The organism is Rathayibacter sp. AY1E6 (assembly GCF_002931115.1).
Lineage (GTDB): Bacteria > Actinomycetota > Actinomycetes > Actinomycetales > Microbacteriaceae > Rathayibacter.
On the sequence record NZ_PSVK01000004.1, the window covers coordinates 69,824 to 84,259 of the forward strand.

Sequence of the window (14,436 nt, forward strand, 5' to 3'; positions counted from 1 at the left end):
CCGCGGGCCGGGATCCGTGGAGGACGCACGGCCGTCCCTACGATGGAGGGATGCCCCGTCTGGCCGTCGTCTCGGCGCACACCTCCCCGCTCGAGCAGCCGTCGACGGGCGACGCGGGCGGGATGAACGTGTACCTCGCGGCGGTGCTCCCGGAGCTGGCTGCGCTCGGCTGGGAGATCGAGGTGCTGACCCGCGGCGAGGGCGTCCGGATGCTCGCGCCGGGTGTGCGAGTGGTCGGCGTGCCGGTGCCGGCGGGCGACAAGTACGCGCTGGCGGCCGCGGCGCCGGAGTTCGCGCGCGCCGCGGAGGGGGCCGACGTCGTGCACTCCCACTACTGGGTGTCGGGCCTCGCGGGGGCGCTCACCGGCAGGCCGCACGTGCACTCGATGCACTCGGGCTCGCTCGCGAAGAACGCCCGGCTCGCCCCGGGCGACGTCGCGGAGCCGCAGCAGCGGATCGACGCGGAGCGCTCCGTGCTCGCCTCCGCCGACGCGATCGTGGTGGCGGGCGCCTCGGAGCGGGAGGACGTCGTCAGCGGGTACGGCGCGGATCCGGACCGGGTCGTCGTGGTGCCGCCCGGAGCCGACGCGCGGTTCCGCCCGGGCGGCGGCGAGCGCTCCGGAGTCGTCCTGATCGGCCGGGTGCAGCCGCTCAAGGGGCAGCTGCTGGCGGTCGAGGCGCTCGCGGCGATGGCGCCGGCGGAGCGGCCGGTGCTGCGGCTGGTGGGCGGGGCGGCACCGGGCCGGGAGTCGTACCTCGACGCGGTGCGCGCCGTGGCGGCTCCGCTGGGAGACCGCGTGCTGATCGAGGGGGCCGCCGACCGCGACCGGGTGGCGGAGCGGCTCCGGAGTGCGCAGCTGGCGCTCGTGCCCTCGGCGGCCGAGACCTTCGGGCTGATCGCGCTCGAGGCGGCCGGCAGCGGCACTCCCGTGCTCGCGCGCAGGACGACCGGCCTGGTGGACGCGGTGCGCGACGGCGGGAGCGGCGTGCTGCTCGACTCCGACTCCCCTGCGGCGTGGGCCGAGGCGATCCTGACCCTGCTGGGCTCGCCCGGCGAGCTGGCGCGACTCGGCCGCGGCGGCGTCGACTGGGCGGCCGCCCACTCCTGGCCGGCCGCCGCCGCCCGGCTGGACGCCGTCTACCGCGGCCTGTCGGCCCGCTGAGGGAACCCCGGACCGTCGAGGGACCCCGCTCCGCCGGGTCACCTCGACGGGTCGGGGCTCCCTCGATGAAGGGAGGGGGTCAGTCGGCGATGGCGGGCGCCCCGGGGTCGAGGCGGGCGCCGCGGGTGGAGCGGTACCAGGGCGCGAGGCGGTCGGGCGAGACGGCGACCATCGCGGCGCCCGTGAATCCGGCGTCGTTGCCGAAGCGGGCGGGGACGATCTCGGTGCCGATGTCGAGGAAGCGGGCGAACTCGTCGAAGACGTGCGCCGCCGCGCCGCCGATCACGAACAGCTGCGGCGAGAGCAGCATCTCGAGGTGCCGGTAGTAGACGCTGAGGCGACCCGCCCACTCCTCGAGGGTGATGCCCTCGCGGCGGACGGCCGAGAAGCCGACCTGCGGCTCGAAGTCGGGACCGTCGATGTGCAGGTGCCCGAGCTCGGAGTTGGGGATCACCACGCCCTCGTGGACGAGCGCCGTCCCGATGCCGGTGCCGAGGGTGGTCAGCAGGAGGAGGCCCTCGCGTCCGCGCATGGCCCCGAACTCGCGCTCGGCGACCCCCGCCGCGTCCGCGTCGTTGACGACGACGACGTCGACCCCGGTCGCCTCCGAGAGGAGGGCCTGCGCGTCGAGCCCGACCCAGCGCTGCGAGACGTGGGTGGTCTGGCGGACGACGCCGCCGCGGACGATCCCGGGGAAGCCGACGCCCACGGGCGTGCCCGCGATCGGCGAGACGTCCCGGACGATGCCGGCGATCGCCTCGGCGAAGTCCTCGGGCTCCTTGCCCAGCGGGTTCGCGACCGCGAAGCGCCGAGCCGCCCGCTCGCCGGTGGTGACGTCGACGAGGGACGCCTTGATCGACGTCCCCCCGATGTCGACGCCGACGGCGAAGCGCGGGAGGAGGCCGTCGTGGGGCTGGGTCACGGATGCTCCGTCTGCAGTGGTGGGCGAGCGCGGGGACTCGCGAAAACGGTCGGCCCGTCGGATCCGGGATCGCGACGAGCCGAAGGCGATTCTACGAGCCGTCAGGTGCGCGCGGGCTCCGAGAGGGCGCGGAGGACGAAGTCGATCACCGGCTCGTAGAGATGGACGGCCAGCCCGTCGTCGATCGGGACGACCACCTCGATCGAGCCCTGCGCCTCGGCGACGAACACCGCCGGGTCGTTGCAGTCGGCGATCGCGATGACCGGCAGCCCCCGCCGGCCGGCCGCGCCCGCGAAGCCGTGGTCGGCGACGACCAGGTCGGGGCGGATGCCGAGCTCGTCGAGGCGGTCGAGCAGCGCGTCCATCGGCTCCGGCGAGTGCGTGTGCTGCAGCCCTCCCCCGCGGTAGACGCAGGTGACCCCGCCGGTGCACCACAGGGCCTGGTGCTCGTCCGCGAGAGGCACGCGGATGCCGTCGGGGGCGGCGAACGGGAGCGCGTTCACGTCGATCACGCGAGCGCCCCGCTCCGTCGCGGCAGCAGCGAAGCGGCGGTAGACGTCCATCAGGGTCGCGGGGTGCGCGGTGGCGAACAGGAGGAGCGCCCCCTCGCGGACAGCGGCGGCGAACCGGTCGCGGTAGCGGGCGAGCCCCGCGACCGTCAGGCGGGCGTCGATCCGGTCCTGCCCGCTCTCGAAGGAGGGGTCGGTGCTGATCCCCACGCGCTCCCCCATCAGGGCGAGCAGGCTCTCGAGCGTCCAGTGCTCGGCCACGTCCACGCCGTAGAGGAGCGCGGGCTCGCGGGCGGCGAGGCGGCGGAGGTTGCCGAGGTTGCTCGCGCGGCCGGTGAGGACGTCCCCGGCGAGAAGGGAGGAGGCGAGGTACGCCTCGAGCTCGGAGTCGGGACGCGGCATGCGGGACCTCTCGATCGACGGGGAGCTCCCAGGCTACGGGCAGTTCAGGTGTTGACATCCGATCCGTCGCCGATATATCGTTACTGCATCGCCGACAGATCGGAAGCAGCCGCTCCCGACGGGCGACCGGATCCGATCGAAAGGGATCCCCTCACGACAGAGAGCAGCACACCCATGAACTCCAGGACCTTCTTCTCCGACGACCGCCGCGACTCGTGCGACGGCGACCACTCCTCCCGCCACGAGCACCCCGGCCGCGGACAGCGCCGCGGACCCGGCGGTCACGGCCGCGGCTTCGGGCCCGGCTTCGGCTTCGGCCCGGGCTTCGGCCCCGGCTTCGGCGGCCCCTTCGGCCGCGGCGGAGGACGCGCCCGACGCGGTGACGTCCGCGCGGCCCTCCTCTCCCTCCTCTCCGAGAAGTCCTCGAACGGCTACGGCCTGATCAAGGCCATCGCCGAGAAGACGAACGGATCGTGGCGTCCCAGCCCCGGCTCCGTCTACCCCACCCTCCAGCAGCTCGTCGACGAGGGCCTCATCACGGCCGTCGGCGAGGGCCGCGGCACCGAGTACCAGCTCACGGACGCGGGCGGCACCTACGTGCGCGAGCACGCCGACGAGCTCGACGCGGCCTGGGAGGCCACCCCCGGCGCGAGCGACGCCGATCGCGCCTTCATGGAGAACGTCGGCAAGCTGATGGGCGTCGTGCAGCAGTTCCGCGGAGCGACCGAGGCGCAGCGCGCCGCCGCCTCCGCCAAGCTCGACGAGACCCGTCGCGCGCTGTACCTCATCCTCGCCGACTGACCTCGGCTCCCCTCCCGCGATCCGTCGCGGGAGCCCCGGACGGACGGGACCCCCTCGCCTCGGCGACGGGGTCCCGTCCGTTCCGTCGTCTCCGGACCCGGCGCCTCAGCGGGCGGCGGACAGGCGCGCCAGACCCTCGTCGAGGGTGACCGACGGGCTCCACTGCAGATCGGCGCGCGTGCGGCGCTGGTCGAACCAGTGCGCGGTCGAGAGCTGCTCGGCGAGGAAGCGGGTCATCGGCGGCTCATCGGCGCCGGGCCGCACGGCCCACACGCGCTCGACGAGCGAGCCCGCAGCGCGGGCGACGGAGGCGGGGACGGACCAGCGCGGCGGCTCGACGCCCGAGGCGCGGCAGATCCCGGCGAGCAGCTCGGCGACCGGGCGCGGCTCGCCGTTGGTGACGACGTAGGAGCGGCCGTGCACCTCCTCCGCCCGCCCGAGAGCGGCGACGATCGCCGAGGCGGCGTTGTCGATGTAGGTGGAGTCGATCAGCGCCTGGCCGTGCCCGAGGAGCGGCAGCCGGCCGGCGCGCGCCCGCTCGACGATGCGGGCGACGAGCTGGGTGTCGCCCGGACCCCAGACCAGGTGCGGGCGCACGGCGACCACCGCGAAGCCGGGGGCGTCGGCCGCCAGCGCCAGCAGCTCGGCGCGGGCCTTGGTGCGCGCGTAGTCGCCGCGGGCGCGGTCCGGATCGGCGGGCTCGGCGTCGTCGCCGGTGATCGAGGAGCCGGAGTGGGCGACGGAGGGCGACGAGATCTGGACGAAGCGGCTCACGCCGGCGCGGGCGGCGGCGGCGAGCAGACGCCGGGTTCCGTCGATGTTCACGCGGTCGAAGTCGCCAGGATCGCCGGCGAGCGAGACCTTCGCGGCGAGGTGCACGACGCCCTCGGCCGCGTCGACGGCCTCCTCGACCGCGCGCGGATCGGTCAGGGAGCCCCGCGCCTCCTCGACGCCCGCGACCCCGGAGGGCCTACGCTGGAAGGTGCGGACATCGTGCCCCTGGGCGACGAGGCCCGCGGCCACCGCACCGCCGAGCAGGCCGCTCGCGCCGGTGACCAGGACCCTCACGGAGCCACCATCGGGCCGCCGGCGAGCACGCCCTCGGCCCAGCGCGAGAGCGCGGCCCGGTCGATCTTGGAGTTGTGGCGGATGTCGGTGGGCAGCGCCGGGACGACGAGCACCGCGGCGACGGGCCGGCCGACGGCCGCGCGCACCTCGGCGGCGAGGGCCTCCTCGGCCAGCACCACGCGGCGCGCGCCCGAGCGCAGCTCGACCACGGCGACCAGCTGCGCGACTCCGCGCGGGCCGGCTCCGACGATCGCGGCGCGGGCGACCGAGGTGACGCGCGCCTCGATCCGCTGCTCCGGTCCGACCGGCGTGACGACGCCGTCCGGCGTGACGACGACGTGCGGCATCCTGCCCTCGACCCAGAGGCGGCCGGCGGAGTCGATCCGCCCGACGTCCCCGGTGCGGTGCCAGCGCTCGCCCGGGACGGCGCCGACGCGGGCGGCGCGGTCGGTGAGCCAGAGGCGCTCGTAGTGGTCCTCGACGTGACCGGCCGAGACGACGATCTCGCCGGTCGTGCCGGTGATCTCCTCCGGCTCGTCCGCGGCGCGGCCGCCGGCGTCGAGCGGGGCGATCCGCAGCCGGACGCCCGCGGCGGGCACGCCCACGCAGACGCCTCCGCGCGGATCGTCGTCGGAGGCGGCCTCGCGGATGCCCTCCAGCGACGCGTCGGTGAGCAGCAGCCCCTCGGTCATGCCGTAGGGAGTGCGGGCGGAGGCGTTCGGCATGAGCGCCTGCGCCTCGCCGAGCAGTCCCGCCGAGACGGGGGCGCCGGCCGAGAGGAAGGTGCGCACGCCGGCGAGGGCCCGGTGGTCGTCGACGTCGAGCGCGCCGGCGGTGGCCACGACGTTGGCCAGTGCGGCCGGCGAGAGGAACAGCACGGTCGCGTCGACCCGGGCGGCGGCCGCGGCGACGGCGGCCGCGGTGAGCGTCCGGGGCGCGGTGACGTCCATGTCCGGAGTGGCGGAGCGCGTGCCCAGCGCGGGACCGAGCAGGGCGAACGGCGCGAAGCCCGCGACGAGGCCGGTGCCCGGTCCGATCCCGTACTGGCGGGCGAGCGCGTCGCGGACGCCGGCGAGCTGCCGGTGCGTGTAGACGACGCCCTTGGCGGGGCCGGTCGAGCCGGAGGTGAACAGGATCGCGGCCACGGCGTCGGCGGCGGGCGCCTCGCCCAGCGCCTCCGGGTCGGCGGCCAGCTCGGCGCGGCCGAGCTCGATCAGCTGCCCGAGCGACGTGTCGACCCCGAGGGCAGAGGCGGAGGCGCGGGGCAGGGTCTGCGTCGAGACCCGGCCGCCGGGCCAGCGGAGGGCCCGCGCGACGGCGAGGCCGGGCAGGGCGCCGACCACCAGATCCGGCCAGGCGCCGCGGACCGCGCGGGTGAGACCGCGCAGGCCCAGGCCCGCGTCGGCGACGACCACGACGGCTCCGATGCGCAGGCACGCGTAGAGCAGCGCCGTCAGGTCGGCACCGGGCGGCACGAGGAGCGAGACGCGGTCGCCCGGGGAGACGCCAGAGGCGCGGAGCCCGGCGGCGAGCTCGCGGACCCGCTGCGAGAGCAGGCGCCAGGAGACCGAGCGGGGCCCGCCGCCTCCGGGAGGCGCCATCTCGACCAGGGCGAGCGAGTCGTCCTGCGCGTTGCGGTCGAGGTGCGCCCAGAGCGGCTCGACCGGCGCGGTCGGGCGGCGGACGTCGGGGGCGGGGTCGCCGCCGAACGGCTCCTCGCCGTCGGAGAGGTCGCCCAGCCAGGTGAGGACGGCGGACGAGTAGTCGACGTCCTCGGCCACCAGGTGGCCCGCTCCCTCGTAGCGGTGGACCTGCGCGTGCGGGAGGCGGTCGACGAGGTCGTCGAGGTAGCGGTCGGAGAAGATCGGGTCCAGCGGGCCCCAGAGCATCAGGGCCGGCGTCGTCAGGGCGCTGACGCCCTCGGCGATGCGCTGCAGCTCCGGGTCGCTCGGGTGCGCGGAGTCGACCGGGATGTCGGCGACGAAGCCGCCCACTCCGCCGCGGCGCGACGCGGACCGGTAGGGCGCGCGGTACCCCTCCTTCACCGCGGAGGGCAGCGCCGGGTGCCCCAGCGCGAGGGTCGTCTCGAGGAAGGCCGGCGTGCCGACCGTCGAGGCGCCGAGCACACCCGAGGCGAGCGCGAGCCGGAGCGGGGCCGGGATCGGCTCGTCGGCGCTCTGGTGGATCGCGGTGTTCAGGAGCATCGTGGCGCGCAGCTGCTCCGGGTGGTCGACCGCCCAGCCCAGCGAGACGACTCCGCCCCAGTCGTGGCCGAGGGTGACCACGTCGTCGAGGCCGAGCACGTCGGTGAGGTCGGAGAGCTCGCGCACGCGGTCGGCGAGCGTGTGCAGGGCGCCGGTCCGCTCGGAGAAGCCCATCTCGAGCTGGTCGACAGCGACCACCCGCCAGGCGGGGCCTCCGCTGCGGGCCGACTCGAGCGTGGCGGCCGCGAGGCGGCGCCAGAGGTAGGACCAGGTGGGATTGCCGTGCACGCAGAGGACGGTGCCGACGGGCTCCGTGCCGAGGGCCTCGCCCGTGTCGAGCAGGTGCCAGCGGCGCGGCACGCCCTGGGCGTCCGGAGCGTCGACGAGGCGCGACCACGCGGGATCGAGCCCGTCGAGCCCGGCCGGGGGCAGCTGCGCGGCGGCCGTGGAGCCGAGCGCTCCGCGGATCCGCTCGGCCGGGTGGGGCGCGGTCACCAGGCGATCTCGAGCATCGCGGTGTTGATGCCCGAGCCCACTCCGATGAGCAGCACCCGGTTGCCGGGCTGCAGGGTCTCGGCCTCCTGGGCCAGGGTGATCGGGATCGACGCCGGGCCGACGTTGCCGAGGGTGGGGTAGGTCGTGGGGACGCGGCTGCGGTCGATGCCGACGGCCTTCACCAGGGCGTCGGTGTGCACGTCCGACACCTGGTGCGTGATGTAGCGGTCCATCCCGCTCCAGTTCCAGTCGCGGGTGGCCTCCTTCCACGCCGAGAGGACGAGCTCCATGCCGCCCTTGAGCAGCGCCTTCGCGTCCGTGAACATGCCGTCGACGCTGCCGACGCAGAGCTCGTTGAACTGCGTGGCCGCGCGGGTGATGCCGCCGAGGATGCGGTGGCCCTTGGGGTGCTCGTCGGCCGGGCCGAGGACGGCCGCGGCCGCGCCGGAGCCGAGGGTCAGGCTCGCGAACTCGCTCATGAAGTCCTTGCGCTTGACGCCCTCGCGGCTCAGGCGCTCGATCGTGTTGACCTGGATCTCGTCGGCGTCCTCGCCGTCGATGATGAGCGCGTAGCGGATCTGGCCGGAGTCGATCAGCTGCGCGGCGAGGGTCATGCCGTTGACGAAGCCGAGGCACGCGTTCGCGATGTCGAAGTTGATGGCCGACGAGGGCAGGCCGAGCCCGTGGTGCAGGCGCACGGCGACCGAGGGCTCGAGGTGCTTGCGGGTCACCGACGTGTTGATGATCAGGCCGATCTGGTCGGCGCGGACGCCGGCCTCGGCGAGAGCGCGCTTGCCCGCGTCGATCGCCGCTCCGTCGAAGCCCTGCTCGGTGCCCCAGTTGCGGCGCTCGTGCACGCCGGCGACACGCTGGAGGAGCCCGGTGGGGAGCCGCAGTCGCTTGAGCGCTGGAGCGAGCCGCGCCTCGATCTCGGCCGAGGTGGTCACGCGCGGAGCCAGCGTGGTCGCGACGGACAGCAATGCGACGTTGCGGTGCGTGGTCGTTGCGTTTCCGTCCAACGGAACTCCCTGTCGAGTTGTCGATCCTGGCATGTGCCTCCGTGATTTTACGCTGTCGTTCAGGCTGCGCTTCCTGGACGCCGGCTGGGCGGTCGCGGGACGCGTCCTCGGCGGCCCGGCGGAGGCTCCTCCCCCGGAACGACGGGTGGGGAGCCGACGAGGCCACACGCGACGCGCGGTGTCAACCCACCCGCCGGGGCGTCAGGTCCCCATCGCCCACGGCTCGCGATCGCCGCGGAGGCGGGCGGCGAGCGCCATCGCCTGCTCGTCGGTCAGGGTCGCGACGTAGTCGACCACACCGCGTCCCCGGCCGAGCCGCTGCAGCGCCGCCGGGTCGGAGGTCGGTCGGCCGCGCTCGTCGGCCGGGAGCCAGTCGGGGTGGTCGGCGCGCAGGCGGAAGTAGCCGTCGGTCGCGAGCTCGATCAGGTCGAGCAGCTTCTGCGGAGCCCGCGAGCCGTCGCGCGGATCCTCCAGCCAGGCGTCGAGGTGGGTCACCAGCGTCTCGAGCACCTGCGACTGGCCGCGCTGGTAGGTGGCGAAGTCCGGCCGATCGATCACGAAGCGGGTGTGCACGAACTTCAGCACGGCCACGTCGTGCCAGGCGTCGGGGAGGAGGGAGAGGTGGCCCGAGCGCACGTTCGGCTCGGCGAGCACCACCACGGAGCGCTGCAGACGGCCGATCCAGGAGGAGACGAAGGCCTCGATCGCGCGCTCGGTGCGCGTCGATCCGTCGAAGGGGAGCGCGAGGAGCCCCTCGACCAGCTCGGTCGACACTCTCTCCACGGAGGCGCGGAAGTGCTCGTCGCTCGCGATCCACGGGTCGCGGGCCACGAGCCTCCGGCGGAGCATCTCGAGCGAGTGCCCGGGGGCCCGCGCCCACAGCTCCTCGGCGTCGAGGGCGGCGAGCGCGTTCTGCTCGCGGAGGAACGCGCGGAACTCCACGGCGACGGCCGCCTGCTGCAGCACCCCCGCGCGGTAGAAGTCGTCGAGGTCGTGCAGCGAGTAGGCGATGTCGTCGGCGACGTCCATCACCGAGCACTCGAGGGTCTGCTGCCAGGGGGCGATCGCGGCGAAGCCGGAGCGGGCGTCGAGCAGGTCGTCGAGGTCGAGCGTGTACGCCGAGAACTTCGGCGGTGCGGTCTCCCACCGGCTGGCGGCCGAGCCGCGGGGCAGCTCGGTCGGGTCGGCGGAGTCGATGCCGGGGCGGTGGACCGTCCGCCCCCACGGGTACTTGAGCACGGCGGCTCGGGAGGCGGCGGTGAGGTTCAGCCCCACCTCCACCGTCTCGCAGACGTCGAGCTCGGAGAGGATCCGGAACGACTGCGCGTTGCCCTCGAAACCCTCCGCGAGCCCCAGCCGCTCGCGCGCGAGGCGGTCGAGCGCCTGCTCGCCGAGGTGGCCGAACGGAGGGTGGCCGAGGTCGTGCGCGCTGGCCGCGGCCTGCACGACCACCGGGTCGCAGCCGCCGAGCCGCTCGACCAGCTCGCGCTGGGCGGGATCGGTGGTGGTCAGCTGCATCGCGATCGCGCGGGCGACCGCGGTGACCTTGATCGAGTGCGTGAGCCGGTTGTGCACGACCTGGCCGACGCCTGAGGGCGAGATGACCTGGGTCACCGCGGAGAGTCGGGCGAAGTACGGCGAGAAGCGGATCCGCTCCAGGTCGACGCGGTACTCGGGGTACTCCTCGCCGGTGGCGAACCGGTCGACCGGCTCGGGGATGCGCCGGTCGCGGCGGTGGTCGTGCGGGGCCGAGGCCCGCGGGGCCGTCGTCTCGGGGAGTGCCGGCTCGCTCATGGCTTCACCCTAATCAGGGGCGCGGGGGCGGAGGGACCGCGCCGCTCCGGCGGCCGGCGTCGCTCCTCCGGCGAGACACCGCGTCCGCCGGCGAGGCACCGCGGGGACGGCGGCGCCTCGGGGAGCGCACGAACACCTCGGCGGTCCGGTGGGCGAGGCCGGCGCCTCGGCGGAGGCCGGGACGCCCCGCGGCAGCCCGGCCGACGGGCGAACGGAAGACGGGGGGCGCGGACTCCCGTCAGGCGGACTGCTCGCGCGGGGCGACGGCGAGGTGCACGGCCGCGGCGACGACCGCGCCGAGGACGTAGGCCGCGATGTCGAGCCAGGAGAAGGTGGTGCCGACGACGAGGCGGAGCGGCGCCCACAGCTCGACCAGGCGCGCCGCGACTCCGATCGCCTGCAGCTGCTCCATCGCGATCGACCAGGCCAGCGCGATCCCGGCAGCCGTCACGCCCGGGATGCGCGGCAGGAGCACCGCGATCAGCAGCGCCACCAGCACGACGTAGGCCACTCCGCCGGCGAGGTCGGCGAGCAGCCCCGTGAGCACGAACCGCAGCGCCAGGCCCAGGCCGAGCACGGCGACGGCCGCGAGGGCGAAGCGGGGCCGCGCCCTCACCGGGCACGCTCCTCGAGGGCGCGCTGCAGGCGGTCGAGAGCGAGGAGGAACGTGCGGTCGTCGGCCACGCGCCAGCCGAGAGCGGCCGGGGCGGCGACGACCAGGGGCACGAGGACGGTGCGCGGGCGCCGCCTCGCCGCACGCAGGACGGCGGAGGCGGGCGGCGGCGCGAGGACCGCCAGGACCAGCGCGCGGACCCGGTGGGCACCCGAGGGCGAGGTGCCGACGCCCACCGAGACGATCCGATCCCACTCGGCGATGCGCAGGGCGTCCGCGCGCTCGGCGGCGAGCTCGAGTCCGTCGCGGCCGACGGCCAGCACTCCGGCGGCGGCGGCCGGAGCGGCGGAGGCGGGTGCCGCGATCCGGCGCAGCGCCCGGGCGAGCTCGGGAGTGCGCAGGACGGCGAACCCCTCGGTGACGGCGGCGAGCGCCGCCAGCCGGCGCTGCCGCTCCGGGGCGGCCTGACGGACCCGGGCCCGGACGGCGGCCGGGGCGGGCAGGGGCGCGGCGAGCAGCGCCGTCGGCTCGAACCGCGTGCGCGGGGGCAGCGGGACCGCCGGCGGCGTGCGCGGCGGGGGCTCGCCCCAGTGCGGCGTCGATGCGGGATCCATGCGCCCCTCCCTCCTCGCGCGGCTCCGAGCCGCCCCTGAGATCATCCCTCCTCCGCCCTCCCGCCTTGCCGAGAGGGCTCGCTGGGCTTACGATGGAGTACCCCCCGGGGGTATGCCGCGACCGGCGTGCCGACCGGACGCCCACCGGGCCGATCGACCGGATCGGACCGGACGCACCACACAGGAGGACCCATGAGCACCAGGATCGACCTCGGCCTGACCGCGAGCGGATCGACGGGAGGGTGCGGCTGCGGCGGAGGCGGCGCCTGCGCGTGCGGCGGCCACGGCGACGCCGGCCGCTCCGATGCCGGCCACGCGGCGCAGGGCTCCCTGTCGGCCGCGTCCGTGCAGAGCTTCGGCGTCGCGGGCATGACCTGCGAGCACTGCGTCCGCAGCGTCACCGAGGAGCTCGCCGCCTACCCCGAGGTCTCGGCGGTCGACGTGTCCCTCGCCCCCGACGGGGTCTCGACCGTCACGGTCGGCTCCTCCCGGCCGCTCGGCCGCGAGGAGATCGCCGCCGCCGTCGCCGACGCGGGCTACCGCCTCGCTCCCCTGAGCTGACGTGGCCGAGACCACCGGCACCCCGCTCGAGCTCGCCATCGGAGGGATGACCTGCGCCTCCTGCGTCGCGCGGGTCGAGAAGCGCCTCGACGCGCTCCCCGGCGTCCACGCGACCGTCAACCTCGCCCTCGAGCGCGCGACGCTGACCCTCCCGCCCGGCACGACTCCGGCCGACGCGATCGCCGCCGTCGAGGCCGCGGGCTACAGCGCGACGGTCCCCTCCGGCGGCGAGGCGGCTCCCGCGGAGGAGCAGGAGGAGCAGAGCGACGACGACCGCGAGCGGCGCGCCCTGCGCACCCGGCTCCGCGTCTCCGCCCTGCTCGCCGTGCCGGTGGTCCTGCTCTCGATGATCCCGCCGCTGCAGTTCGCGAACTGGCAGTGGCTGTGCCTCGCCCTCGCCTCGCCGGTCGCGGTCTGGGGCGCGCTCCCCTTCCACCGCAACGCCTGGCGGGCGCTGCGGCACGGCTCCACCACCATGGACACCCTGATCAGCCTCGGGGTCAGCGCCTCCTTCGCCTGGTCGGTCTGGGCTCTGTTCCTCGGCGACGCCGGGCGGCCGGGCATGAGCATGCCGTTCGAGCTGCTGGGCAGCCGCTCCGGCCACGACGAGATCTACCTCGAGGTCGCCGCCGCCGTCCCCGTCCTCGTGCTGGCCGGCCGCTACCTGGAGGCGCGGTCGAAGCGCGACGCCGGTGCGGCGCTCCGGGCGCTCCTCCGCCTCGGCGCGAAGGACGCCGTGCGCGTCGCCGCCGACGGGCAGGAGGAGCGCGTGCCCGCGTCCTCGCTCGCGGTCGGCGACGTCCTCCGCGTGCGCCCCGGCGAGACCGTCGCCGCCGACGGCACCGTGCTCGAGGGCTCGAGCGCGATCGACGCGAGCATGCTCACCGGCGAGAGCGTGCCGGTCGAGGTCGGCCCGGGCTCGACCGTGACCGGCGGAGTGCTCAACGCGCACGGCCTGCTCACCGTCCGCGTCGACCGCGTCGGCTCCGAGACCACGCTCGCGCGGATGGGCCGTCTCGTCTCGGACGCGCAGGCCGGCAAGGCGCGCGTCCAGCGGCTCGCCGACCGCGTCTCCTCCGTCTTCGTGCCGGTCGTGGTGGTGCTCGCCCTGGCCACCCTCGCCGGCTGGCTGATCGCCGGCGCCGACCTCGCCGCCGCCGTCTCTCCCGCCGTCGCCGTCCTCGTCGTCGCCTGCCCGTGCGCGCTGGGCCTGGCCACCCCGACCGCCGTCCTCGTCGGCACCGGCCGCGGCTCCCAGCTCGGGATCCTCCTCCGCGGGCCGGAGGTGCTCGAGGCCGGGCGGCGGATCGACACGGTCGTGCTCGACAAGACCGGCACGCTCACCACCGGCGCGTTCCAGGTCGTCGATTCCAGCGACGACGAGAGCCTGCGGATGCTCGCCGCCGTCGAGCGCGGGTCGGAGCATCCGCTCGCCGCGGCGATCGTGGCCGGGGCCGCGCACCTCGACGTCCCCGAGGCGACCGGATTCCGCTCCAGCACCGGGTTCGGCGTGCGCGCCCGGGTCGAGGGCCGCCTGGTCGTCGCCGGCCGGCTGCGCTGGCTGGAGGAGCAGTGGGGCTTCGCGCCGGGCGGTCTCGCCGAGCGCGCCGAGCGAGCGACCGCCGAGGGCGGCACCGTCGTCGGCGTCGGCTGGGAGGGGGCGCTGCGCGGCTTCGCGGTCCTCCGCGACGAGCCGAGGCCGGAGGCGTCCCGCACCGTCCGCGCCCTGCGCGAGCGGGGCCTGCGGGTGATGGTGCTGACCGGCGACAACCCGCGGGCGGCGCAGGCCGTCGCCTCGGCCGTCGGCATCGACGAGGTCGTCGCCGAGGTGCTGCCGGAGGAGAAGCTCGCGGTGATCGAGCGCCTCCGTGCGGAGGGCCGCCACGTCGCCTTCGTCGGCGACGGTGTGAACGACGCCGCCGCGCTGGCCGCCGCGGACGTGGGGATCGCGATGGGCGCCGGATCGGACGCGGCGATCGAGGCGAGCGACATCACCCTCGTCGGCGACGACCTCGCCCGGGTGCCCGACGCCCTGCGCCTCGGGCGCCGCACCCTCGCGGTCATCCGGGGCAACCTCTTCTGGGCCTTCGCCTACAACGTGGCCGCGATCCCGCTCGCGATGGCCGGACTCCTGGGGCCGCTCGTGGCCGGCGCCGCGATGGCGTTCTCGAGCGTCTTCGTCGTGCTGAACAGCCTGCGGCTGCGGTCGTTCCGCTGAGTCCCGGCGGGCCGTCCGGAGTTCCCTCGCGGAGCTCTTGACGGCCCGCCCGC

The 14,436-nt window shown here is 75.7% G+C and carries 12 protein-coding genes; 4 read left to right on the forward strand and 8 right to left on the reverse strand.

Going from position 1 to position 14,436, the window contains the following annotated elements; genetic code table 11:
* Window positions 1-50: 50 nt before the first annotated feature.
* Window positions 51-1,163 carry a glycosyltransferase gene (locus C5C46_RS05455; protein WP_104225935.1) on the forward strand — a complete coding sequence of 371 codons (1,113 nt, stop codon included), beginning with the start codon at window positions 51-53 and terminating at the stop codon, window positions 1,161-1,163.
* Window positions 1,164-1,242: 79 nt separating this feature from the next.
* Here the strand turns inward: C5C46_RS05455 and C5C46_RS05460 are convergent, their stop codons facing one another.
* Both C5C46_RS05460 and C5C46_RS05465 read right to left on the reverse strand, forming a co-directional pair.
* Complete coding sequence (locus C5C46_RS05460; protein WP_244229583.1) at window positions 1,243-2,085, reverse strand: ROK family protein; 843 nt, start codon at window positions 2,083-2,085, stop codon at window positions 1,243-1,245.
* Between the two features lie 101 nt (window positions 2,086-2,186).
* The gene (locus C5C46_RS05465; protein WP_104225936.1) at window positions 2,187-2,996 is read right to left on the reverse strand and encodes a phosphatase; all 810 of its coding nucleotides are present in this window, start codon (window positions 2,994-2,996) and stop codon (window positions 2,187-2,189) included.
* A 174-nt stretch (window positions 2,997-3,170) separates the two neighbouring features.
* Here C5C46_RS05465 and C5C46_RS05470 point away from each other — a divergent pair, with 174 nt between their 5' ends.
* The gene (locus C5C46_RS05470; protein WP_104224185.1) at window positions 3,171-3,797 is read left to right on the forward strand and encodes a PadR family transcriptional regulator; all 627 of its coding nucleotides are present in this window, start codon (window positions 3,171-3,173) and stop codon (window positions 3,795-3,797) included.
* A 105-nt stretch (window positions 3,798-3,902) separates the two neighbouring features.
* On the opposite strand, the gene C5C46_RS05475 is transcribed toward C5C46_RS05470, so the two are convergent.
* From C5C46_RS05475 to C5C46_RS16790, 6 genes are all read right to left on the reverse strand, one after another.
* A complete protein-coding gene (locus tag C5C46_RS05475) occupies window positions 3,903-4,865 on the reverse strand; it encodes an NAD(P)-dependent oxidoreductase (RefSeq protein WP_104225937.1) in 963 nt (320 codons plus the stop codon).
* The gene (locus C5C46_RS05480) at window positions 4,862-7,564 is read right to left on the reverse strand and encodes an alpha/beta fold hydrolase (RefSeq protein ID WP_258059347.1); all 2,703 of its coding nucleotides are present in this window, start codon (window positions 7,562-7,564) and stop codon (window positions 4,862-4,864) included. The genes C5C46_RS05475 and C5C46_RS05480 overlap by 4 nt, the downstream gene beginning before the upstream one ends.
* The gene (locus C5C46_RS05485) at window positions 7,561-8,616 is read right to left on the reverse strand and encodes a 3-oxoacyl-ACP synthase III (protein WP_104225938.1); all 1,056 of its coding nucleotides are present in this window, start codon (window positions 8,614-8,616) and stop codon (window positions 7,561-7,563) included. The genes C5C46_RS05480 and C5C46_RS05485 overlap by 4 nt, the downstream gene beginning before the upstream one ends.
* 168 nt (window positions 8,617-8,784) lie before the next feature.
* Entirely contained in the window at window positions 8,785-10,377 is a 1,593-nt protein-coding gene (locus tag C5C46_RS05490) for a deoxyguanosinetriphosphate triphosphohydrolase family protein (RefSeq protein WP_104225939.1), read from the reverse strand.
* A 238-nt stretch (window positions 10,378-10,615) separates the two neighbouring features.
* A complete protein-coding gene (locus tag C5C46_RS16785; protein ID WP_181136492.1) occupies window positions 10,616-10,993 on the reverse strand; it encodes a DUF2809 domain-containing protein in 378 nt (125 codons plus the stop codon).
* Window positions 10,990-11,604 (reverse strand): hypothetical protein, encoded by a 615-nt coding sequence (locus tag C5C46_RS16790; RefSeq protein ID WP_181136493.1) that lies wholly within the window; start codon window positions 11,602-11,604, stop codon window positions 10,990-10,992. Before C5C46_RS16790 ends, C5C46_RS16785 begins: the two co-directional genes overlap by 4 nt.
* 192 nt (window positions 11,605-11,796) lie before the next feature.
* Here C5C46_RS16790 and C5C46_RS17205 point away from each other — a divergent pair, with 192 nt between their 5' ends.
* Together C5C46_RS17205 and C5C46_RS05505 are read left to right on the forward strand one after the other, a co-directional pair.
* Window positions 11,797-12,165 (forward strand): heavy-metal-associated domain-containing protein, encoded by a 369-nt coding sequence (locus C5C46_RS17205; RefSeq protein WP_104224180.1) that lies wholly within the window; start codon window positions 11,797-11,799, stop codon window positions 12,163-12,165.
* A gap of 1 nt (window position 12,166) precedes the next feature.
* Window positions 12,167-14,383: a cation-translocating P-type ATPase gene (locus tag C5C46_RS05505; RefSeq protein ID WP_258059349.1), complete on the forward strand. Its 2,217-nt coding sequence runs from the start codon at window positions 12,167-12,169 to the stop codon at window positions 14,381-14,383.
* Window positions 14,384-14,436: the final 53 nt, after the last annotated feature.